Origin of the sequence: Sphingopyxis sp., assembly GCF_034380315.1 — a bacterium.
GTDB lineage: Bacteria > Pseudomonadota > Alphaproteobacteria > Sphingomonadales > Sphingomonadaceae > Sphingopyxis.
Map to the genome: position 1 here is coordinate 38,346 of NZ_JAXMPB010000002.1, position 21,510 is coordinate 59,855.

The window sequence follows — 21,510 nt, forward strand, 5'->3', positions numbered from 1 at the left end:
GTTCAATTTTTCGTCAATCCATGGGCGAGCGCGGCGGGGCCGAGCAGGCTGCCGACCACCCCGACCGCGTCGACCAGCGTCATGGCGCTGCTGTCGTAACAGGCGATGGCGTCGCCGGGCATCAGAAAGGGGTTCATGCCGTCACGGCTGGCGTCCCGGACCAGTTCCTCGACATGGCGGGCGATGACGACCGAATGGCCGTTGGTCGGATTGCGCGAGATCAGCACCGCGCGCCGCGCCGCGTTCAGCGCCGATCCGCCCACGCAATTGGCCGACACCAGCCCCTCCAGCATCCGGGCGCCATAGGGAAAGCTCGTCGAATCGCGCCCGATGGCGGAGGCCGCGTTGCTCGCCGCCGGGCGCGACAGATTGGACAGATAGACCCGCACCCCCGGCGCCGTGACGCTGCTCGGGCGGACGAACTGCGGCTGGAAACAGCCCGCGCTGGGCACGATGATGCGGTCGCCCGCGGCGAGTTGCGGATCGGCGGGCACCCCGCCGCTAAAGGCCGCGGTGACGTCGATCACCGCATAATGGTCGCCGCGGATCAGATAGATGCTGCCCGCTGCGGCGTCGGGGCGGATGCCGCCCGCCGCGCGCAGGGCAGAGGACAGCGCGCGCCCCGCGTTGAAATCGCCCGCCGCCGGATGATCGACCGTGGTCGCGCGCGCGTCGGCGGAGCGCTCGCCCGCGCGCACCAGCCCCGGTTCGAACACCGCGCCCGAAACCGACACCTGCACCCCCGCAGCCTCGACGGCGCTGAGCTGGACATTGGCGGCGATGTCGCGGATCAACCCATTGGCCAGCAGCGCGCTGCGCAGGTCGCGCTCGACACGGCGAAGCGGGCGCCCGGCGGCGGCGATGTCCGCAACGCCGTCGATCGTCAGCCGCCCGTTGGCGCCGACCACATAGCTGCCGGACAGGATGTTCTTGTCGCCGCTCACCGCCAGCCGGAGCCGGTCGCCGGGCCCCAGCAGGTCGGGCGCCTCGGCCAGCGTTCCGGCCTCCACGCGGGCGAGGGCCGACAGGGGGGCGGGAACCGGGGGCAGGGCGCACGGCGCGGGGACCGCGCCCGACAATTGCTGTTCGGCCTGATATTGCGCGGCAGGCAGGTTGCGCGGCGTCGGCATGGTCGCGCATCCCGCGATCAGACAGGTTCCGGTCATCAGCGCTATGCTTGGTGTGATCTTCATGGCAAACTCCGGTTTCGCCACCACACACGGCAATGATTGTGCCAATTCGCAAATTATCGGACGAACTTGCCCGCTAATGCTGTATCGGGCAAGCAGTAAGCCCGGAAATTTCATCCATTTTTGCACAATGCAACGCTGGATATTTGCGATTTGCTAAGAATTGTCGTAGCAAAATGCAAAGGGTGACAAGGAAACCTCTGGGCTGGACCACTGGAGGAGTTGGCACGGTTCCTGCGTTTGGCGGGATAGGGTCAATGGAGAAGTGGTTTTATCATGCCCCGCACACGCATATTGATCGTCGAAGACTTGTCGTCGCTGGCCATTGCCTATGCGGCCCAGCTCGAAAAGGCGGGCTATCAGCCGGTCGTGGCCGATACCGCGCGGGCCGCGCTGAACGCGGTCGCCGAGGATGCCGATTTCGGGGCGATGCTGCTCGACCTGCAACTTCCCGATGCCGACGGGCTGCAATTGCTGCGCGATCATCCCGAACTGCTCCGCAATTTTCCGGTGATCGTCGCGACGGCCGATGCCTCGCTCGCCCGCGCGATAGAGGCGATGCGGCTCGGCGCTTTCGACTTTCTGGTCAAACCGATCGCGAGCACGCGGCTGGTATCGGTCGTCGCCAGCGCGGTTGAACTTGGCCGTGTGCCTGATGCGGCGGCGCGGACGGCGGCACCGCAACCCCGCGGCGAAGCGGGCCGGAATCCCGGCACGTTCATTGGGCGTTCGCCCCAGATGCGCGAAATCTATCGCCAGTTGCAATGCGTGGCGAGCAGCCGGGCAACGGTCTTCGTCACTGGCGAAAGCGGCACGGGCAAGGAGGTTTGCGCAGAGGCGATCCACCGCGAAAGCGGCCGTGCCAACGGCCCCTTCGTCGCGATCAACTGCGGCGCCATCCCCGAAAACCTGCTCGAATCCGAATTGTTCGGGCACCTCAAGGGCTCGTTCACCGGTGCCGTTAACGATCGCATTGGCGCCGCGCAGGCGGCGCACAAGGGCACTTTGTTCCTCGATGAAATCTGCGAAATGGCGCTGCCGCTTCAGGTCAAGCTGCTGCGCTTCCTGCAAACCGGGACGGTCCAGCGGGTCGGGTCGAACCGCGTCGAAGAGGTTGATGTCCGCATCGTTTGCGCAACCAATCGCGATCCGGCGCGCGAGGCGGCGGAGGGCCGGTTTCGCGAGGATCTTTACTATCGGCTGGCGGTGGTGCCGATCCATCTGCCGCCGCTGCGCGAACGCGACGGCGATATCCCCGAACTGGCCGAAGCCTTTCTCCAGCGTTTCGCGCGCGAAGAGAGAAAGACCTTCCATCCGCTCGATGCCGGGCACCAGGCGGCGTTGCTTGCCTATCACTGGCCGGGAAATGTCCGCGAACTCCAGAATATATTGCGGCGCGCTACCGTGCTGCACGAAGGGCCGGATTTGCCCGTCAGCGCCTTTCCTCCGGCGTCGCAGGGCGCGCCGCTCGGCGCAGCGGCGGCGGCGCCAGCTATCCCGCCCATTCCGTCGGGACCGGGCGGGGTACCGTCGGCATCGCTCGCGCCCGACCTTGCGCGGGCATTGAAGGGGCTGACGCTCGACGAGATAGAACGCCTCGCGGTCGAAGGGGCGATTGCCACGGCCAGGGGCAGCATACCCGCTGCCGCGCGGGCGCTGGGGGTCAGCCCCTCGACGCTGTATCGTAAACGCGAACGGTGGATGACGGCCGCGGAATCATGACGCCGCGGGCGCCCCCTGCCGCACCGCGTTTCGACCCGATGACGACCCGGGCGGGGATGTTGCTCGTCGTGCTGGCGGTGGCCGCGGCGCTCGAGGCCTGGCTGGTTCGCCAGCGTGCAATCCTGCCCGTGATCCAGTTTGCGCCAGGGCTGATCATCGCGGCGCTATATGTGCTGGAACGCCACTGGCGCGTGCGGTTCGCGGCTTGCGCCTTCATTGCCCAGGCCCTGGCGCTGTTGGCGGCGGGCAGCGCGCCGTCGGCGGCGGCATGGACGTCGGCCGAAATTCTTGCCGAAGCGGCCGCCGCCGCCTTTCTGTTGCGGCGGATCAGCCCCGACGGGCTCGACCTGACACGGGTGCGGGCGATCTTGTCGCTCGCGCTGGTCGCCTTCCTCGTCGTACCCGTGCTCGGTATCGCGATGCATGTCGCTGAAACCTGGCTGGGGGTCGCCTATCAATCGCCGTTCCACGACGTCGCGGTGGGACGGGACAGCGCCGAACTTGTCGCGCATCTGGTTCTGCCACAGGCGCTGGGGATCGTCCTGACCGCCCCGATCGCCTTTCACTTTCTGATCGATGCCCCGTCATCCCCGGCCGGGCCGAACAATCGCGAACGCCTGATCATCCACGCCGCCAATTTGCTCATCTGCCTCGTCGTCTTTTTCACCGACGGCCATGCGTTGCTGTTCGCGATCGCCCCGATGCTGGTCATGGCCGCGATCCGGCTGGGGGTTCGCGGAACCGCGGAGGTGCTGTTCGTCGCGCAGGTCGTCGGGGGTATCGCGACGGCGCAGGGGCATGGTCCGGTCATATTGATCGAAACCGATCCGCTGCACCGGCTGTTCTTCCTGCAACTGCTGTTCCTGTGTGGATATGCCAGCCTGCTGCCGGTTGCGGCGACGCTCGAAATTCGCCGCGCGCTCGAACAGGAACTGGCGACCAACCTGCGGTTTACCGACCGCATTTTGCGCAACATGCGCGAGGTGGTTTTTCGAACCGATGCCACCGGGCGCTGGACCTTTCTGAACCCCGCCTGGGAAGGCGTGACGGGGTACACGCCCGAAGAATCGCTGGGCTGGGAAACCACGCGCATGTTGACCCCGGAATCGCTCGACCAGTCGGTGGCGCTCTATCCCGATCTGGTCAGCGGAAGGGTCAAGGAACTCGTCCTCGAACAGCGTTTCGTCCGCCGCGACGGGCAAGTGCGCGATATCGAGGTGAACGTCCGCGCGCTGCGTTCGCCCGACGGAAAATTCGGCGGCACTGCGGGCAGCATTCGCGACGTCACCGAACGGCAACTCTATCTCCAGGGGCTCCGCCATAGCGAACAAAAGTTTCGCGAATTGTGCGATACCGCGCCGATCGGCATCATGCGTACCGGGCCCGACGGGCTGATCAACTATGCCAATCAGCTGCTCGAACTGATCCTGCTGACACCGCAGGATCGGCTGGTCGGGCGTTCGTGGCGCGACCTGATGCCGGGCGGGGTCGATGCGCTGCGCGATGCCATCGACCGCGATCTTGGCGTTCCGGGCGCCATGGTCGAGCGCGAACTGGCGATCCGGGACGCATCGCAGCAGATGCGGTGGATCAACGTCGTCATCACCGGCGAATTCGATACGGAGGCGCGGCTCGTCGGCTATATCGCCGCCATCGCCGATATCACGCATCGCAAGCATACCGAGGCGGCACTCGAACGCACCACCCGCGACCTCAGCCAGCTCGCCAGCAATATCAACGACATGGTGTTTCGCGTCGGGCTCGACAGCAATTGCCTGTACGTCACGCCGTCGATTCGCGCCGTGCTGGGTTTCCGGCCCGAACATGTCGTCGGGCATAGCGTGCTGAACCGCGTCCATCCCGATGATGTCGACGCGGTGCGTGCCGCCTTTGACGAACTGGCGCGCGGCGACCGCGACGATTTTTCGATATCCTATCGTTCGCTGCCCGCCGACGAGGCGCGGGGATATATCTGGCTCGAGGCAAGCTGCCGGTTGCTGCGCGATGCCGATGGCGCGCCGCAAGAGATCATCGCCGCGCTTCGTGACATCAGCTCGCGCAAGCAACTGGAAATCGAACTGGTCGAGGCCCGGCGGCGGGCGGAGGCGGCGGACCAGGCGAAAAGCGCGTTTCTTGCCAATATCAGCCACGAAATCCGTACCCCGATGAACGGCGTGATCGGCCTCACCGAATTGCTGCTGCAACGCGACCTCGACGCGACCGGGCGCGATTATGCCGCGCTCATCCGCGACTCGGGCGAAGCGATGATCGCGCTGCTCAACGATGTTCTCGACCTCGCGAAGATAGAGGCGGGACAGCTGCATATCGTGCGCGAGGAATTCGACCTGCACGCCAGCCTGAAAAATGCGATGCAGCTCATGACCGCGCGGGCGGCGCAGAAACAGCTCGCGATGGTCCTGACCATCGCTCCCGATGTCCCGCGCCGCTTCATCGGCGACCGGCTACGGATCAACCAGATCCTCTCCAACCTGATCGGCAATGCGGTGAAGTTCACCGACAGGGGGCGTGTCGAGCTGTCGGCGGAGCGGGCGGGCGACCGGCTGCTTATTGCCGTGACCGATACGGGCATCGGCATTGCGAAGGATTATCGCGAACATGTGTTCGAGGAATTCGTCCAGGCCGGACAGGATATCACCTCGAAATTCGGGGGAACGGGGCTTGGCCTTCCGATTTCGCGGCGGCTTGCAGAGGCGATGGGGGGCACCCTGTCGCTCGCCGATGGACCGGCGGATACCGGGGGAACGCGCATCGAGCTCGACCTGCCCGCCGATTTTGCGGACGGCGGCGAAGGCGATGTTGCCGGAACCGATCCGGTGCCGGCGCCGGCGCCAGCGCCGACGGGGCAGGGGCTTCATATTCTGGTGGCCGAGGATAATCGGACCAACCAGATCATCGTTGCGGGAATGCTCGACCGGCTCGGCCATGCTTACCAGCTCGCCCGTGATGGGCAGGAGGCGATCGACATGGTGCGGCGGGCGGCCGGTGACGGGGCGCCCTTCGACCTCATTCTCATGGATATCCAGATGCCGGGGTGCGACGGCTTCGACGCGGCGCGGGCGATCCGCGCGCTCGGCCTTTCGGCGGAGCGGCTGCCGATCATCGCGGTGACGGCGGGGGCGTTCGAGGAGGATGCCGAACGCTGCCATGCGGCGGGGATGCAGGCGCATGTCGCAAAACCGCTCCGGCTCGCCGCGCTCGCCGCCGCGCTGCGTCCCTACGCCAGACGCGCGCGCGCCGGCTGATCGGGCGGCCTGATCGGCTTGCCCGGCTATGAACGAACCGCGTTTTTCGCGACATTTTGCGACAATTTTCCGGTAAAACGGCAATGGCGTGGGACAAATACCATACAAAAAGGGGGTCACAGAGGCCGGATTTCCGACGGTCGACCGGACAGGAGCGTTAAAGTGTACAAAAATATCCTCCTCCTAACCCTACTCCTCCCCCCGCCAGTGCTCGCAGCACCTGGCAGTGAGCGCGATCACGGGGATGCAGATGGCAACGGCGTGGTCACGCGAGCCGAGGTTCAGGTGCATGCATCACGGATGTTTGCGAAGATGGACGTCAATGGAGACGGAAAGCTTGATGCTGCCGACCGCGCCGCGAAACGGGAAGCGATGCACGCCAAGATGTTCGAACGGCTTGATGCCAACAAAGACGGGAATATCAGCAAGGCCGAATGGGATCAGCATGCCGCCGACCGCAGTGCGAAGCGAGGCGCTACACGGGCGATGGATCGCGACATGGATGGCGGTAAGCGCCATGTCATGCGCGGCCATCACGGCAAGGGTAACGAGCGCCGCGACATGGGCAGTCGGATGATGACGATGGCCGATACCGACGGCGACAAGGCAATCAGCCCGGCTGAGTTTCAAGCGGCCGCGATTGCGCGTTTCGATCGGATGGACACCAACAAGGATGGCCAGGTCACGGCCGAAGAACGTGCTGCTGCGCGACAATCAATGCGGGACAAACGTATGGCGCCGCCGCGAACAAACTGATTGGCAGGCGGGCTGCGGCGAGGCTTTGGTATACCCCCCTCCCTGGCATTGCCTTTGCCGTTGCCCCCTGCCAGCTATCGCCCACCGGTCCGGTGATCGGTGGGCGAACCTGTTTCAGAGGGATGACTGATGACCGATCATTGCGCTGCGCGGATATTGCTGGTCGATGATGAACCATCCATTCGTGAACCGCTGTTGGAGTATCTGGAGGCGCAAGGTTTTGCTGTGTCTGCTGCTGCCGATGCCGCGGAGGCGCGTTCGATACTGCGCGCACAGGGGGTAGACCTGGTCGTCAGTGATATCATGATGCCGGGGGAGGATGGGCTGTCGCTGACCCGGCATTTGCGCGAGTCCGGGCCTATTCCCGTGATCCTGCTGACCGCACGGGCGGAGGATACGGAACGGATTGTTGGGCTGGAGATCGGAGCCGACGATTATATCGTCAAACCCTTCAATCCACGCGAGCTGGTTGCGCGCATCCGAACTGTTCTCCGTCGAACCCAGGCGAATGGTCGAGCGCTCGATCCTGGCGGGACTAGCTATGCTTTTGGTCGTTGGGTCCTTCGGGAGATTGAGCGCATATTGGTCGATGAAACTGGTCAGGAAGTCGCTCTGTCATCGGGCGAGTATCATTTGCTTCATGCGCTGCTCCGTCACCCGCGACAGGTGATGAGCCGTGATCGATTGCTCGATCTCGTCCGCGGGCGTGAAGCCGACATATTCGATCGAGCGATCGACAATCTGGTCAGCCGTCTGCGCAAGAAGATAGAGGATGACCCAGCTCACCCGCAGATCGTGAAGACCGTATGGGGTGGCGGTTATACCCTTGCCTGCGAGGTCCGACGCTTGGGGGCTCCGGTATGAGGTTTCGTTTGTGGCCGCGCAGTCTCGTTGGGCAGCTGGTTTTCGCCGTCGCGGTGATGCTGTTCGTCGCGCAGGCCATCAACTTTGCCTTGCTGGTCCGCGGTCAGAAACAACAGTTGCTCGCGCATGGCGGAGGCATGGCGGTTGCACGGATCATTGACGCCATGGATCGACGCCAGCGCGAACTGCTCGAAACGCCTGACGGGTCGCACAGAATGCGCCAGAACCCAAGGGTCAAGGTCGGGCCGCTGCCGCCCCCGTTGCCTGATGGCGTGGTCGCCTTGCCATCGTTGGCGAAGTATGTCCGAAGCTTGCTGGCGGAAGCCGACATTCCCGCCCAACAAGTGTCCGCCTGGGCCTTGCCACAGCCGCCGCGCATTGGTCGAACGCGGCTTCCCGGACGCACAGTGGTCGTGATTGCACGGGTCGATGGGCAGTTTTACGCGGTGCGCAGTCGCCTCGGCATGGAAGGATTCAGACTGCAGGGATTTTTGTTCTGGCAGACTCTCTCCCTTTATCTGTTGCTCTTGGTGCCGATTATGCTGATTGCGTGGCGGGCGGCCGCCCCGCTGCGTGATCTGACGCGTGCGGCGCGAGCAAATCCGGCTCTGCGGGATACTGAGCCGCTTCCTGAGGCCGGACCATCGGACGTCCGCGATCTTATCGGTGCTTTCAACGCCTATCGGGCGCGGATCGCGACAATGCTGTCGGACAAGGATCGTATGCTGGGCGCTGTTGGGCACGATCTTCGAACCCCGCTCGCCAGTCTTCGTGTCCGCGTCGAACAAGTTGATGACGAGCGACTGCGTGACAAGATGATCGCGTCGATTGAGGAAATGACGGCGATGCTGACTGACATATTGGCGCTCGCTCGTGCCGGTGCCGGTGCTGACAGGCAAGAGCAGTTGGAACTTCCCGCGATCATAAGCGAGTTGGCCGCGGACTATCGCGAACGGGGCAAGGACGTGTCGATGGCTGAGGTCGCCGATGTCACGGTGCGAGCCCGCGCGATGCTGTTGCGTCGAGCCTTGCGCAATCTGATCGAAAATGCGCTGGCGTATGGCGTGCGGGCGCGGCTATCCGTCGTCACGGCGGAAGGTAGAGTCCGCATCGTCGTTTCCGATGAAGGCCCCGGCATGACTGAGGAGCAGTTAGCCACGCTGATTGAGCCCTTTGCGCGTGGCGAACAATCGCGCAATCGCGCTACGGGTGGTGCAGGGCTGGGTCTGTCGATTGCGCGGGACATTGCCGTAGGGGAGGGCGGGTTGCTGACCCTTTCCAATCGTGCGGGCGGGGGGCTCGATGCGGTAATTGTACTACCGGTATCCATAGAAAGCTAAGCGTAGATTGCGATCCCTTGGCTGCCGCTGAGTACAGGTTCGCCGGCACGGTTCCACAGCATCATGTCCTGAACCGAAAAGCCACCGCGCGCATAGCCTGTTTTTGCCGACAGCAGCCACCAGCCATTATCGGTTTGCGGTGCTCCGGTAAGCATGTTGACTGTCCAGTTCATCGAGCTGATCGGGCCAAATTCGTGGCACAGCGCCAAGGCAGCGGGTGGTAGAGCGTCGCCCATTGCCAACAAGGCTACCATGGGATGGCAGGCAGGTTCCTCGACAAAGCGCACCCATGTCAGATACTCGCCGGTTTCCTCTTTCCAGCCGAACCGGGGGGCCGTGGTAGGCCGCATGTCGAAATGACGCGTGAAGGGAGGGCGCGCCCGATGTTCAGGCACTGGTTGCAGCATGTCCGGATCGGGAGCATCGGGCATGGCCAGGCGGTCGTGATCGAGGTGACTTTGACGGTCCGCTGAAAAAGCGAAAAGGGCCGCTGTTCCGAACCCTTGGTGGCTTGTTACCCCGGCATCGATAAACAGGCTTGATTTTGACCTGCGTAATTCACGCGTGGTCACAGTGCAATCGCCACTGACCGGCCCCACAAAGCTGATCTGGGCGTAGCGTAGCGGTGTCTCGGTGGGGTGCAGCGCCATTGTTGCAGCGAGCGCCACCGCCGAACTGATGCCGCCATAGGCGGTGCGGCCCTGCATCCAGCCTTCGTCGATATGTGCGGTAGCGGAGCCATCACGTAAACTAATCGTTGAAAGCAACGCGTCGAGCGCGCTTGGGGAGGTCGTCATGCGCGTTTCAGCCCTCAATCCGGAAAGTCAAACCTGCATGCTCGGTCAGGCGATCGATCAGCTTTTCGCCGAGCAGCGCGCCCGGCGTCCAGACACCACCATTTCCGTTGTTGTCGAGCATCGCCATGCCGGTTTCTGCGAGCATTTTTGAGGTCGAGCCATAGCCGGGGTCGCGATCGCCCTGGACGCAGGCGCGAATGGTCGCGCCGCCGGGATACTCGCCTATGAAGAGAAGGTCGTAATAGCCGTTCTCACGCTCTTCTCGGCTTGGCCCTTCACCAGGCTTCAGCTTGGACTCGCCGAAAGGATTGGCCTTTGTCATCGCTTCGGCCATCGCCTTTCCAGCGTCGCCGATGGTCGTCATCACCATTTCGTCATAGACCAGATCGGCGCCCCATGGGTGGTCGAGCAGGTAATTGGTGCGGTGGACGTTCTTCGTGTTGATCGGCGCCATGATGAAGGGCGCTGTCCAAGTGCCGGTCGCGCTGTCATATTCGGGAACGAGCCCGATCGGTTGCGAAGGTCCCTCAAATCCCGGGGTCAGCGCGAAGCTCGACTTTAGAAGCAAGGCAAGCGACGGCCGTTTTGCTACTGCCTTCAGCGTTTCGGTCAGGCTGGCGATGGTTCCGCCGGACGCTCCACCCTGCATTTTTCGGACTCGGCCTTTCACCCGGGGCGCAGGCTTCCCGTGGCGCTTGACTGCTTCGGCTTGCAAAAACAACACGCCAAGATCGAACGGGATCGAATCAAAGCCACAGCTAAAAGTGATACGCGCGCCCGATGCCTCTGCTGCCTCGTGATGCGTGTCGATCATTTCGCGCATCCAGCCTGGTTCGCCGCACAGATCGGCATAGGCAGTGCCCGCGCGGACGCAGGCGGCAACCAGTTCGCTGCCATAAAGTTGATAAGGACCGACCGTACTCAGCACGACACGCGTGCAGGCTGCCATCGCGTCGAGGCTGGAAGGGTTGCTGGCGTCGGCGACGATCAAAGGCGTTTCTTCGTTGGCGCCGATTATATCTCGGACCTCGGCAAGCTTGGAAAGACTGCGGCCGGCCATCGCCCATTTGGGCGCGTCAGAACAGCCTTTGTAATGATGCGCCAAATATTCGGCGACGAGGCGGCCGGTGAATCCCGTGGCACCATAAACGATAATGTCGTGATCCCGCGTGCCGTTCATGTCGAGGCTCCCATTTACGTAAACGTCAACTGAAGGCTAGCCTAGTTGGCGCGCGGAGCCAAGGGACTCTGAAAGGCGTCGTTTTGGTTTAAGAGACAGGCGCCTTGGCCCCTAAAATTTGATCATGACACGCCGGGCCAGCGCGGGGGAGATACTGTGGACGAATTGCAGTAGCTTGACCATGCCGACGTTTATCTCATGGCGTCCGGTCCGGATGCCATGAACGATCTCCGCCGCGCAATCGTGCGGGCTCATTTTCCGGCCCTGTCGCGCTGTCGTCATGTTTGTGTCAACGATCGGCGGTAGCGCCTCGATGACGCGCACATTGCTGTCGCGGAGCAGGTGACGTATCGCTTGGGTATAGGCGCGCAGCGCTGACTTGGTTGCGCAGTAAATGGATCCTCCGCTACGGGGCGCGATCGCAAGACCTGATGTGACGTTGACGATCACTGCCTGTGGCTGCGCTCGCAGCAATGGTAAAAGTCGGGTACACAAAGCGATGGGTGCATCGAGATTGGTGCGGATGCAATGGGTGGCGGAGTCGAGCGTCTCGGGATTTTCAGGATCGTAGTCGCTGCTGACCCCGGCGTTGTTCACGAGCAGTGCTAGCGGCTTTCCGGCGATGCCATCGACGATGGTATCAATGCCGGCTGCGGTTGAAAGGTCGCCGGCCAGCGTTGCGAACCCGAGCCCAGCCATCTTGCGCAGCTTTTCCTGCGACCGACCGGTAACGATTACCTGGGCGCCCGAAGCCTGCAGTTGCAGTGCGATCTCCCGACCGATGCCGTCGCTGCCTCCTGTGACGAGTGCGCACTTCCCTTGCAGGTTCATTGATATTCCCCTCATTATGCTTGCTCGGGACACTATGGCGGGCGGGATGCGCTTCGACTACATGGGAAATCATGGTTCGTCCCAATGCTCCCGATCGCTTCAATGAAGAGAAGGCCACTTATGTCATCCGAGGCGAGGGTGATGGGGCTGACATGCCGGATTTGGAGCGTGGCGCAGAAACAATTAGAGGCGTTGTACGAAAACTTCCCGGTCGTCCGGGCGTTTATCGCATGCTCGATGCACGCGGCGACGTGCTGTATGTCGGCAAGGCGCGCGCGCTGAAGAACCGCGTCACCAATTACACCCAGGTCGCGCGGTTGCCGCAGCGGTTGCAGCGCATGGTCGCGCAGACGCGCGCGATGGAGATCGTCACCACGAACAGCGAGGCCGAGGCGCTGCTGCTCGAGGCCCAGCTGATCAAACGCTATCGCCCGCCGTACAACGTCCTGCTGCGCGACGACAAAAGCTTTCCCTTCATCCTGCTGCGCGGCGACCATGATTATCCGCGGGTCCAGAAGCATCGCGGCGCGCGGCGCGCCAAGGGGCGCTATTATGGTCCCTTTGCAAGCGCGGGGTCGGTGAACCGCACGCTCAACGCGCTGCAGAAAACCTTTCTGCTGCGCAGCTGCACCGACAGTTTCTTTGCCAACCGGTCGCGGCCATGCCTGCTTTACCAGATCCGCCGCTGTTCGGCGCCGTGCGTCGGGCGGATCGGCAAGGCGGATTATGCCGAGCTGGTCGGCGACGCGCAGGATTTCCTCGAAGGGCGTTCGACCGCGGTGCAAAAGCGGCTCGGCGGCGCGATGACCAGGGCCGCCGAAGCGATGGATTATGAGCTGGCGGCGGTGATCCGCGACCGGTTGAAGGCGCTGACCTTCATCCAGGGCAGCCAGTCGGTCCATGCCGACGGGCTGGGCGATGCCGACGTTTTTGCGCTGGCGGCGAAGGGCGGGCAGCTGTGCATCGCGGGCTTTTTCATCCGCGGCGGCCAGAATTGGGGGCACCGCAGCTTTTTTCCCGCCCATGTCGCGGGGGTTCCCGAGGCGGAGGTGATGGCCAGTTTTCTCATGCAATTTTACGAAGGCGTGCCGCCGCCCAAGCTGATCCTGGTCGATCGCGCGCCCGAAGAAAGCGCGCTGCTCGCCGAAGCGCTTGGCGAGAGCGGAGGGCGCAAGGTTGAGATCAGCGTGCCGCAGCGCGGCAACCGCCGCCGGCTGATCGAGCAGGCGGTGCGCAACGCGGGGGAGGAACTCGACCGGCGGCTCGCCGAAAGCAGCAGCCAGGCCAAACTGGGGCGCGAGCTGGCCGAGCTGTTCGATCTTGATGAACCGCCGCAGCGCATCGAGATTTATGACAACAGCCATATCCAGGGCACCAATGCGCTGGGCGCGATGGTCGTCGCGGGGCCCGAGGGCTGGATCAAGGGCGCCTATCGCAAGTTCAACATCAAGCGCGCCGAAACGCAGCCGGGAGACGATTTCGCGATGATGCGCGAGGTGTTCCAGCGCCGCTTTGCGCGGGCGCTGGAGGAGGACCCCGAGCGCAGCAAGGGCGAATGGCCCGATCTGGTGCTGATCGACGGCGGCAAGGGGCAGGTGTCGGCGGCCGGCGCGGTGCTCGCCGAGCTGGGGATCGACGATCTGCCCTATGTTGGGGTGGCGAAGGGCCCCGACCGCAACGCCGGGCGCGAGACCTTCTATTTGCCCGACGGGCGCGAATTCACCCTGCCGCCGAACAATGCGGTGCTTTTCTATATCCAGCGGCTGCGCGACGAGGCGCACCGCTTTGCGATCGGTGCCCACCGGCAGAAGCGCGCGAAGGCGATGGGCAGCTCGCCGCTCGACGAGGTTCCGGGCATTGGCCCGGCGCGCAAAAAGGCGCTGCTGATGCATTTCGGCACCGCCCGCGCGGTGCGCGGCGCGAGCCTGGAGGATTTGCAAAAGGCGCCCGGGGTCAGCGCCGGGGTCGCACAGGCGGTCTATGATTTCTATAATCCGGGGGGGTGATGATTTGGCCCGCCCTTTTCGGGCGAGGCGCCTTAACAAGAGAGGAGCTGTTATGGACTTTGCCGCCGCCATGCCGCTGGCGAAAACGCTGGGCGTCACGATCGACGAGGCCGGCAAGGAGCGCGTCGCGGGCAAGCTGCCCGTGCGGCCCACCATCTGCACCGCAGGGAATATCGTCCACGGCGGCGCAATCATGGCCTTTGCCGACTGCCTGGGTGCGGTGGGGGCCTTTCTGACGCTTCCCGAGGGCGCCAGCGGCACGACAACGATCGAGAGCAAGACCAATTTTCTGAGCGCCGGACCCGTCGGGTCGGTGCTGGTGGGCGAAGCGACGCCGGTGAAGACCGGCAGGCGCCTGGCGGTCTGGCAGACGCATATCCGCACCGAAGCGGGCGATGCGGTGGCGCTTGTTACCCAGACGCAGATGGTGCTGTGGCCAGCCTGAGCGCCGAAGCCATCGTTTGCGCGGTGCGGCCGCATGGCGAGCATGGCGCGATTCTGCGCGTGCTGACCCGCGAGGCGGGGCTGGTTGCGGGCTATGTACGCGGCGGGCGGTCGCGGCGGCAGCGCCCGGTGCTGATGCCGGGCAATCTGGTCGCGATCGAGTTGCGGGCGCGGACCGCGGAACAGCTTGCGGCTGCGAGCGCCGAATTGCTGGTGAGCCGGGCACCGCTGCTCGCCGAACCGCTGCCCGCTGCCGCGATTGACTGGATCACAAGCCTGACCGCCGCGGCGTTGCCCGAAGGCCAGCCTTATCCCGCGCTTTATGATGCGCTGGCGGCGGTGCTCGACGCGATCGCGGTGGCGCCCGCGGCGCGGCATTGGGCGGCAGCGCTGGCGCGCTATGAGCTGCTGTTGCTCGCCGAGCTCGGCTTTGGGCTCGACCTCGACGCATGTGTCGCAACCGGGACGCGTGCCGATCTGGCCTTTGTCAGTCCCCGGTCGGGAGGGGCGGTCAGCGCCGCCGCCGCCGCTGGCTATGAGGCACGCTTGCTACGCCTGCCGCCCTTTCTGCGCGGTGCCGAAGGCGAACCGGCGATGGAGGATGTCCTCGACGCCTTGGTAATCACCGGCCATTTTCTGGGCCGCGATGTCCTGGACGGGCGCAACCGTGACTTGCTGGCCGTAAGGGAAAGATTGGCGGGGCGACTCAACAGGGCGGTTGCGTGACTCGCTGTCGCTGCCTAAGCGGCAGGCGAGAAACGAAAGGGCAGACGCTTGAACATCCTGTTGCTTGCCGGCGATGGCATTGGTCCCGAAATCATGGCCGAGGCCGAAAAGGTGCTCGGGGCACTGGCTCTCCCGGTCACGCTGGACCGGGCGCTGGTAGGTGGCGCGGCTTATGAAGCGACTGGACATCCGCTTCCCGCTGAAACGCTGCTCAAAGCAAAGGCGGCGGACGCCCTTCTGTTCGGTGCCGTAGGCGATCCACGTTTTGACAATGTTGAACGGCACTTGCGACCCGAACAGGCGATCCTAGGACTGCGCGCAGAGCTCGGCCTGTTTGCTAACCTGCGCCCCGCAAAGCTTTTTCCCGGGCTGGAGGATAGCTCGGCGTTGCGTCCGGAAGTCGCGAGGGCAATCGACCTGTTGATCGTTCGTGAACTCAACGGCGACGTCTATTTCGGCGAAAAAGGCATGCGCGCCAGCGCGACCGGTGAACGCGAAGGTTATGACGTCATGTCATACAACGAAGGTGAAGTACGCCGCATCGCGCATGTCGCGTTTCGGGCGGCTCAGGGGCGTCGAGGACGACTTTGCTCGGTGGACAAGGCGAACGTCCTCGAAACGTCGCAGCTTTGGCGCGATGTAATTATCGAAGTGGCTGCGGAGTACCCGGATGTCGCTCTTAGCCATATGTATGTCGACAATGCCGCGATGCAACTGGTGCGCAACCCGGGGCAGTTTGACGTGATCGTCACGGGCAATCTGTTCGGCGACATATTGTCCGACCAGGCGTCGATGTGTGTTGGTTCCATCGGATTGCTCGCATCCGCGTCGCTCAGTGAGGGGGCTCGGGGGCTTTACGAGCCGATCCACGGCAGCGCGCCTGACATTGCGGGCAAAGGCATCGCCAATCCGCTGGCAATGATCCTGTCTCTAGCGATGCTGCTCCGCCATTCCGGTGGCGATGAAGTCAGCGCGGTACGGATCGAAACGGCGGTTGCGAAAATACTCGCCGGGGGTGCGCGGGGCGCCGATCTGGGTGGAAATATGGGCACGGCAGCGCTCGGCGACGCGGTTGTGGCAGCTTTGAACGGATAAGGCAGATGAAGAAGACGACGGGTTTCGACCGCAACAGGACGCGAAAGTGGCTCCCAGCGACGCAGGCTGTACGCGGCGGCACATGGCGTAGCGAGCATGGCGAAACGTCCGAGGCTCTGTTTCTCACTTCCGGTTATACCTATGAGAGCGCAGAGGAAGTGGCTGCTCGTTTTGCTGGCGAAGAAGCTGGCATGACTTATTCGCGCCTGCAGAACCCGACCGTCGCGATGCTGGAAGAACGCATCGCGCTGATGGAAGGCGCCGAGGCGTGCCGCGTTCAGGCAACCGGTATGGCGGCGATGACGACGGCGCTGCTGTGCCAATTGTCGGCGGGCGATCATATCGTCGCGGCGAAGGCGGCGTTCGGATCATGCCGCTGGCTGGTCGATCATCTGTGTCCGCGTTTCGGCATCGAAACCACCGTTATCGATGGGCGCGACAATGCGGCGTGGGAAGTAGCGATCCGGGGGAATACCAAGGTTTTTTTCTTTGAGACTCCCGCCAATCCGACGATGGATATCGTCGATATGCGCCATGTCTGCGCGCTTGCGAAGGCACACGGCATCACGACCGTCGTCGATAATGCCTTTGCAACCAGTGTGTTACAGCGCCCGATGGACTTTGGCGCCGACGTCGTAGCCTATTCGGCGACCAAGCTGATGGAGGGGCAGGGGCGGGTCCTGGCCGGAGCCGTTTGCGGGACCGAAAAGTTCATTAACGACGTTTTGTTGCCGTTTCAGCGCAATACGGGTCCCAATTTGTCGCCGTTCAACGCCTGGGTGGTGCTGAAGGGACTGGAGACGCTGGATCTGCGCGCCCGGCGCCAATCCGAAAATGCGCTGGCGGTAGGGCAGTTCCTGGAGGGGCGGGTTCCGCGCATCCTGCACCCCGGCCTTGCCAGCCATCCCCAGCACAATCTGGCGAAAAGCCAGATGGAGGCATGCGGGCCGATATTCTCGTTCGTGCTCGACGGCGGACGCGAACAGGCCATGGCCTTCCTGAATGCACTGGAACTTGTCGATATATCCAACAACATCGGCGATTCGCGCAGCCTGTGCTGTCACCCGGCATCTACCACCCATTATGGGGTGAGCGCCGAGGCCCGTGCCGACATGGGGGTCGTCGAGGGCATGTTGCGGATCAATATCGGACTGGAGGATCCCCGCGACGTGATCGCCGATCTTGACCAGGCATTGACCAAAGTCGGGCTTTGAGCGAGTCTGGCCGCTCGATGATCGACTCCTTTTTCCCTTTCTCGGCGACCACCGGGCCGATCACGGTGCGGGTGTCGGTCAGCTATCTTCCCGAACAGTCGCATCCGGCGCTGGGCCGCTGGTTCTGGGCCTATCACATCCGGATCGAAAATCACGGCGCCGTCGCGACGCAGTTGATCAGCCGGCATTGGCAGATCACCGACGCGCGCGGGCAGGTGAGCGAAGTTGAGGGCGAGGGCGTCGTCGGCGAACAGCCGCTGATCGCACCCGGCGGCGCATTCGACTATGTTTCGGGCTGCCCGCTTCCCACACCCGAAGGAGCCATGGTGGGCAGTTACATGATGGAAATGGGTGACGGATCGCAGATGCTGGCCGCCATCCCCGAATTTCCCCTAGTGGCACCAGCGACCGCCTCATGAAGCGGACCCATCTGCCTCTCAACGCGCTGCGCGTTTTCGACGCGGCGGCCCGGCATTTGAGCTTCACGCGCGCCGCCGACGAACTGGCGGTGACACCGGCCGCCGTCGGGCAACAGATTCGCGCGCTGGAGGATATGTTGGGCGTCGTGCTGTTCCGCCGCACGCCCAAGGGACTGGAATTGACGGGTGAGGCGGATGCCGGGCTCGACGCCCTGCGCCAAGGCTTTTTGCAGTTCGAGGAATCGGTGCGTGCGATGCAGGCAGGCCAATCGTCGCAATCGCTGACGATTGCGGCGCCGCGCGACATTACCGCCAAATGGCTGGCCCCACGCCTCGCCCGCTATAGCCAGCAGGCGCCCGATGTGCGTTTCACACTGGTTTCGGCGGATAGCGCGATCGATTTCACCGAAGCCAATCTGGACCTTGCGATCTTCTGGACCGAAGGGGCCGGCGAACATGAAGGTGTTCCGCTGGCGGAAGCGCTGATGGTCAGTGTGACCGGACCGGCCGCAACGGCGGACACGCGCATCGCCTGGCCCGGCTGTCCGGTCGAAAAGGACGAACCCGCGCTGCGCCTTGGCGACGCCGGGCTCGCTATCGAGGCGGCCGCCAATGGGCTGGGCAGGGCCTGTGTTCCCCTGATGCTCGCCGAATCGGACCTTGCGGCGGGGCGGGTCCGACAGGTCGGCGAACCATTTGCCGCAAAGCAGGGCTATTGGCTGGTCGCTCCCCTGCCGCAATGGCGCCAGGCGAAGGTCAAGGCGCTGGTTGCCGCATTGATGGCCTGATTTTCATATTGCGGACATTCTTTTGTTGGTTCAGCCTTTCCCGAAGAAGGGGGCGGCAATGGTAACAGACGATGTCCGCGCGCAGCTTTACTATGACGCGCACAAAAAGTCGCAAGGCGCGGCCTATTTGCTCTGGTTCTTTCTAGGCGGGCTTGGCGCGCACCGTTTCTATGCCGGGCGGGTGGGGACCGGGATCGCCCAGCTGTTGCTGGCCCTGTTCGGATGGCTGCCCCTGTTTCTTGGATGGATTGTGCTGTCCATTTGGTGGATCGTCGATGCCTTTCTGATTCCCGACATGCTTCGGCAGGCCAATATGGCGGTTGCGGATCAGATCATGAGGAGGGGCCCGCGGCAGAATTTTCGCCGATGAGCTTTATGGCTTCCAGCTTTCGGTCAGCGCGAGCAGGCGCGTGATCATCGCGACGAGGGTTTCGGCGCTGACGTCGGCCTGATCATTGTTCCAACTGGCCGTGACGACGAACCATTTGCCGTCCGATTTGCGCTGCGCAAGCAAGCTCATCGACAGAACGCCGATTTCGGAGCCCCCCTTGTAGCCGACCCATGACCAGTTCCTGGTCGTGCCGGGCGCAACCCCGGAGTTGATCGCCATCGCCGCCAGCGCCGCGGGCGCGTTGCGGCGGCGCAGGTCGCGCATCAGCCGCGCGATGTCGGTAGCGCTGGCGAACCATTCGAGCCTGTCGATAAAGCGTGGTTTTCCATCGAAGCTGACGCCGTCCACATTTGCGAGGACCAGCCTGTCAGCGTTAACATCGATCAGGCGGCGTTGTTCGCGGTCGTCGGCTTTCAGAAAATCGGTACGCAGGTCCGCAAAATTATTCCCTTTCAACGCAAAGGCTTCGACCGTGGTCAAAAAGGGGATGTTGCGCGACGGGTCGCTATGCCCCGACGAGCGCATCCGCGCCTCGATGGCGTCGCGCCCAAGCAGATGGATCAGCGTGTCGGTGGCGCCATTGTCGCTTACCGAAATCATCCAATTGGCCAGCGTTTGCAGCGTCACCGGGGTTCCGACGGGCCAGTTCGCGGTTGCCGCCGACGAAAAACTGAGGTGCGAAAGGGGGACAACATCGCTCCATTTCCGTCGGCCCGCCGCAATCTGCGCGGCCAGTTCATCAAGGATATAGAGTTTGAAGGTCGAGCCGATCGCGAGTTGCAGCTCGGTGTTCGTCCCGGCGATGGGGTGGATTGCTTCGCCATCGAGCACCGCGACGAGAAAGGCCGTGCGCCCCGGCAGGGCAGCCAGATCGGCGCTGACCTGTGCGAAGCTGTCGGACAGCATTTTTACGTCGGTAACACGCAGCCCTTCGACACGCTGTTGCGGTCCCCCGCTTACCACCATTTCGAGCGTGCCCACCGCCTTTTCGAAGCGAAGCCGAAGGGTTCCGGCGTGGCCGTCGGCCGAGCTTGCACTTTCGATCGCCAGTGGCGCGCCATATTGTGCCGTCAGATCGGCGGTGATCGCCTGAAACTGCTCTAACGGAATGGCCTGTTGGAAAGCGGACGAGAAAAATTCGGTGTAAGGATAACGTCCGCCAAGCAGGTCCACGACCTGCGCCGCCCGGACCGCAAAGGGGCTGGCCGGATCGGGCGCGGTTTCAGTCGCGGGCTGGGCGAGCAGCGCCTGCGGGAACAGGGCGGCCGTCGAGGCGAGGACAAGGGCCCATATACGCTTCATTTTCATTCTCCATATCCCGTCGGGTCCGTCCATGACATCTGCTGGCGCAGCTGCGCGGCGGCCCGCCGATTGACAAGCCATATGATGGTGAAGAGCAGGACCAGAGTTCCTGCAGTCATGATGAACCAGATCCGCCCCTGACTGCCCATGACGATGGCCTGTCCAGCCAGAAACAGGCCGAGCCCCGGAAGCAGGGGGGCGAGATACCAGCGCCCTATAGCTTCGAGCATTTGGGCTTCGGTTTCCAGTCGATCCCGAAAATAGGTGCGAACGTCGGTGGCGGCCGCAACAGGGTCGGGACGGGAGGTGCGCCGCGACAGTTGCCATGCGACGAACAGCGACGCCAGGATGATCAAAAGGCTTCCCGCCTTGAGCAGCCATCCGGGCAGTATCCACAGCGTCGCGCCGAAGAAGATGACGCATAGCCCGGCGGCGACATATTCGCGCCGGTTCCGCCGGATGATCGCGTCGCCGAAGCGGTCGGCTTGCCACTGGAGTTGATCCGCATCCATCGGCGTGAACGCGGCCGTATCGGCCTGCCAGATGCGTTGCAGGCTGCCGTCGTCAATATCGGTCATCGGCTTTCTCCGCTGCCGGAAAACTGGTGTGAAAGCATGTTCTTGAAGCGGTGGACTTTTTGGGCAACCAAGTCGGCGGAAATGCCCACGATATCGGCGGTTTCGGCGGCGCTGACACCCTCCAGATATAAGAGCAATATCTGCCTGTCGGGTGGCCCGAGACGGTCGATTATGGAACGGATCAGCATCATGGCCTGGCCGTTTTCGGCAGCTTCGGACGGATCGGGGAGGCTGCTTTCGAGTTCCAGTTCCTCGATATTCACCCAGCGTTCGCGACGGTGCCGCAGGTGACGAAGGATGTGCGAAATGGCGCGATTGTGCGCGACCCTCCAGACCCAGGTGGGCAAGGCGCATTGCCCCTCGAAGCCAGGAAGGCTTTGCCAAAGGGCGATCTGGATATCCTGTTCCAGGTCGCGGCGAAGATCGGCATCGGCCTCATAGGCGCGTGCCATGCGGGCGAGCGCCCGACCGCATTGTGCCATGGCGTCCGCAAACAAGCGGTCGCGATCGGATCGCCTCATCCCCTTCTCCGGATCATTCCTGCCCATGACCTGTTAGTCACCGGGCCGAACATCTTCTGACAGGGAAGATGAAAAATATCCGG

The 21,510-nt window shown here is 63.4% G+C and carries 20 protein-coding genes; 13 read left to right on the top strand and 7 right to left on the bottom strand.

From position 1 onward, the window contains the following. Positions 1–2: 2 nt before the first annotated feature. Positions 3–1,193 carry a polysaccharide biosynthesis/export family protein gene (locus U0S50_RS03230; RefSeq protein WP_322307331.1) on the bottom strand — a complete coding sequence of 397 codons (1,191 nt, stop codon included), beginning with the start codon at positions 1,191–1,193 and terminating at the stop codon, positions 3–5. Positions 1,194–1,466: 273 nt separating this feature from the next. On the opposite strand from U0S50_RS03230, the gene U0S50_RS03235 reads away from it, so the two are divergent. The 5 genes from U0S50_RS03235 to U0S50_RS03255 all read left to right on the top strand — a co-directional run bounded on the left by U0S50_RS03235 (position 1,467) and on the right by U0S50_RS03255 (position 9,135). Continuing rightward, positions 1,467–2,912: a sigma-54 dependent transcriptional regulator gene (locus U0S50_RS03235; protein ID WP_322307332.1), complete on the top strand. Its 1,446-nt coding sequence runs from the start codon at positions 1,467–1,469 to the stop codon at positions 2,910–2,912. Then, a complete protein-coding gene (locus tag U0S50_RS03240) occupies positions 2,909–6,175 on the top strand; it encodes a PAS domain S-box protein (RefSeq protein ID WP_322307333.1) in 3,267 nt (1,088 codons plus the stop codon). The genes U0S50_RS03235 and U0S50_RS03240 overlap by 4 nt, the downstream gene beginning before the upstream one ends. A gap of 162 nt (positions 6,176–6,337) precedes the next feature. Further along, the gene (locus tag U0S50_RS03245) at positions 6,338–6,931 is read left to right on the top strand and encodes a hypothetical protein (RefSeq protein ID WP_322307334.1); all 594 of its coding nucleotides are present in this window, start codon (positions 6,338–6,340) and stop codon (positions 6,929–6,931) included. A 129-nt stretch (positions 6,932–7,060) separates the two neighbouring features. Further along, the gene (locus U0S50_RS03250; RefSeq protein WP_322307335.1) at positions 7,061–7,795 is read left to right on the top strand and encodes a response regulator; all 735 of its coding nucleotides are present in this window, start codon (positions 7,061–7,063) and stop codon (positions 7,793–7,795) included. Beyond that, positions 7,792–9,135, top strand: a complete 1,344-nt coding sequence (locus U0S50_RS03255; protein ID WP_322307336.1) for an ATP-binding protein — start codon at positions 7,792–7,794, stop codon at positions 9,133–9,135. The genes U0S50_RS03250 and U0S50_RS03255 overlap by 4 nt, the downstream gene beginning before the upstream one ends. Here the strand turns inward: U0S50_RS03255 and U0S50_RS03260 are convergent. From U0S50_RS03260 to U0S50_RS03270, 3 genes are all read right to left on the bottom strand, one after another. Beyond that, positions 9,132–9,932 (bottom strand): thioesterase family protein, encoded by an 801-nt coding sequence (locus U0S50_RS03260; RefSeq protein WP_322307337.1) that lies wholly within the window; start codon positions 9,930–9,932, stop codon positions 9,132–9,134. The genes U0S50_RS03255 and U0S50_RS03260 overlap by 4 nt on opposite strands. A 7-nt stretch (positions 9,933–9,939) precedes the next feature. Next, positions 9,940–11,112 carry a saccharopine dehydrogenase family protein gene (locus U0S50_RS03265; RefSeq protein ID WP_322307338.1) on the bottom strand — a complete coding sequence of 391 codons (1,173 nt, stop codon included), beginning with the start codon at positions 11,110–11,112 and terminating at the stop codon, positions 9,940–9,942. 111 nt (positions 11,113–11,223) lie between these two features. Next, positions 11,224–11,943: an SDR family oxidoreductase gene (locus tag U0S50_RS03270; protein WP_322307339.1), complete on the bottom strand. Its 720-nt coding sequence runs from the start codon at positions 11,941–11,943 to the stop codon at positions 11,224–11,226. A 71-nt stretch (positions 11,944–12,014) separates the two neighbouring features. Here U0S50_RS03270 and uvrC point away from each other — a divergent pair, with 71 nt between their 5' ends. The 8 genes from uvrC to U0S50_RS03310 are packed head-to-tail and all read left to right on the top strand — an operon-like array spanning position 12,015 to position 19,005. Further along, positions 12,015–13,949 carry an excinuclease ABC subunit UvrC gene (gene uvrC / locus U0S50_RS03275; protein WP_322307340.1) on the top strand — a complete coding sequence of 645 codons (1,935 nt, stop codon included), beginning with the start codon at positions 12,015–12,017 and terminating at the stop codon, positions 13,947–13,949. 52 nt (positions 13,950–14,001) lie between these two features. Next, positions 14,002–14,394: a PaaI family thioesterase gene (locus U0S50_RS03280; protein WP_322307341.1), complete on the top strand. Its 393-nt coding sequence runs from the start codon at positions 14,002–14,004 to the stop codon at positions 14,392–14,394. Then, a complete protein-coding gene (gene recO, locus U0S50_RS03285) occupies positions 14,382–15,119 on the top strand; it encodes a DNA repair protein RecO (protein WP_322307342.1) in 738 nt (245 codons plus the stop codon). The genes U0S50_RS03280 and recO overlap by 13 nt, the downstream gene beginning before the upstream one ends. Before the next feature lie 48 nt (positions 15,120–15,167). Continuing rightward, a complete protein-coding gene (gene leuB, locus U0S50_RS03290) occupies positions 15,168–16,214 on the top strand; it encodes a 3-isopropylmalate dehydrogenase (protein ID WP_322307343.1) in 1,047 nt (348 codons plus the stop codon). Between the two features lie 5 nt (positions 16,215–16,219). After that, positions 16,220–17,428: a trans-sulfuration enzyme family protein gene (locus U0S50_RS03295; protein ID WP_322307344.1), complete on the top strand. Its 1,209-nt coding sequence runs from the start codon at positions 16,220–16,222 to the stop codon at positions 17,426–17,428. A 17-nt stretch (positions 17,429–17,445) separates the two neighbouring features. Further along, a complete protein-coding gene (gene apaG / locus U0S50_RS03300; RefSeq protein WP_322307345.1) occupies positions 17,446–17,847 on the top strand; it encodes a Co2+/Mg2+ efflux protein ApaG in 402 nt (133 codons plus the stop codon). After that, positions 17,844–18,635, top strand: coding sequence for a LysR family transcriptional regulator (locus tag U0S50_RS03305; protein WP_322307346.1), 792 nt, complete (start codon positions 17,844–17,846; stop codon positions 18,633–18,635). The genes apaG and U0S50_RS03305 overlap by 4 nt, the downstream gene beginning before the upstream one ends. Positions 18,636–18,693: 58 nt before the next feature. Beyond that, a complete protein-coding gene (locus U0S50_RS03310; RefSeq protein WP_322307347.1) occupies positions 18,694–19,005 on the top strand; it encodes a TM2 domain-containing protein in 312 nt (103 codons plus the stop codon). 3 nt (positions 19,006–19,008) lie between these two features. Here U0S50_RS03310 and U0S50_RS03315 read toward each other — a convergent pair whose 3' ends face one another. The 3 genes from U0S50_RS03315 to U0S50_RS03325 are packed head-to-tail and all read right to left on the bottom strand — an operon-like array spanning position 19,009 to position 21,454. Next, a complete protein-coding gene (locus U0S50_RS03315; RefSeq protein ID WP_322307348.1) occupies positions 19,009–20,328 on the bottom strand; it encodes a serine hydrolase in 1,320 nt (439 codons plus the stop codon). A gap of 2 nt (positions 20,329–20,330) precedes the next feature. After that, positions 20,331–20,906, bottom strand: a complete 576-nt coding sequence (locus U0S50_RS03320) for a hypothetical protein (protein ID WP_322307349.1) — start codon at positions 20,904–20,906, stop codon at positions 20,331–20,333. Continuing rightward, a complete protein-coding gene (locus tag U0S50_RS03325; RefSeq protein ID WP_322307350.1) occupies positions 20,903–21,454 on the bottom strand; it encodes a sigma-70 family RNA polymerase sigma factor in 552 nt (183 codons plus the stop codon). Before U0S50_RS03325 ends, U0S50_RS03320 begins: the two co-directional genes overlap by 4 nt. Positions 21,455–21,510: the final 56 nt, after the last annotated feature.

Bases quoted from the DNA above. Each gene is read 5' to 3' on its own strand.
- U0S50_RS03270 (WP_322307339.1), bottom strand. From the start codon at position 11,943: ATGAACCTGCAAGGGAAGTGCGCACTCGTCACAGGAGGCAGCGACGGC.
- uvrC (WP_322307340.1), top strand. From the start codon at position 12,015: ATGGTTCGTCCCAATGCTCCCGATCGCTTCAATGAAGAGAAGGCCACT.
- apaG (WP_322307345.1), top strand. From the start codon at position 17,446: ATGATCGACTCCTTTTTCCCTTTCTCGGCGACCACCGGGCCGATCACG.
- U0S50_RS03235 (WP_322307332.1), top strand. From the start codon at position 1,467: ATGCCCCGCACACGCATATTGATCGTCGAAGACTTGTCGTCGCTGGCC.
- U0S50_RS03250 (WP_322307335.1), top strand. From the start codon at position 7,061: ATGACCGATCATTGCGCTGCGCGGATATTGCTGGTCGATGATGAACCA.
- U0S50_RS03255 (WP_322307336.1), top strand. From the start codon at position 7,792: ATGAGGTTTCGTTTGTGGCCGCGCAGTCTCGTTGGGCAGCTGGTTTTC.
- U0S50_RS03305 (WP_322307346.1), top strand. From the start codon at position 17,844: ATGAAGCGGACCCATCTGCCTCTCAACGCGCTGCGCGTTTTCGACGCG.
- U0S50_RS03315 (WP_322307348.1), bottom strand. From the start codon at position 20,328: ATGAAGCGTATATGGGCCCTTGTCCTCGCCTCGACGGCCGCCCTGTTC.
- U0S50_RS03310 (WP_322307347.1), top strand. From the start codon at position 18,694: ATGGTAACAGACGATGTCCGCGCGCAGCTTTACTATGACGCGCACAAA.
- U0S50_RS03295 (WP_322307344.1), top strand. From the start codon at position 16,220: ATGAAGAAGACGACGGGTTTCGACCGCAACAGGACGCGAAAGTGGCTC.
- U0S50_RS03325 (WP_322307350.1), bottom strand. From the start codon at position 21,454: ATGGGCAGGAATGATCCGGAGAAGGGGATGAGGCGATCCGATCGCGAC.
- U0S50_RS03265 (WP_322307338.1), bottom strand. From the start codon at position 11,112: ATGAACGGCACGCGGGATCACGACATTATCGTTTATGGTGCCACGGGA.
- U0S50_RS03320 (WP_322307349.1), bottom strand. From the start codon at position 20,906: ATGACCGATATTGACGACGGCAGCCTGCAACGCATCTGGCAGGCCGAT.
- U0S50_RS03260 (WP_322307337.1), bottom strand. From the start codon at position 9,932: ATGACGACCTCCCCAAGCGCGCTCGACGCGTTGCTTTCAACGATTAGT.
- U0S50_RS03230 (WP_322307331.1), bottom strand. From the start codon at position 1,193: ATGAAGATCACACCAAGCATAGCGCTGATGACCGGAACCTGTCTGATC.
- U0S50_RS03280 (WP_322307341.1), top strand. From the start codon at position 14,002: ATGGACTTTGCCGCCGCCATGCCGCTGGCGAAAACGCTGGGCGTCACG.
- U0S50_RS03240 (WP_322307333.1), top strand. From the start codon at position 2,909: ATGACGCCGCGGGCGCCCCCTGCCGCACCGCGTTTCGACCCGATGACG.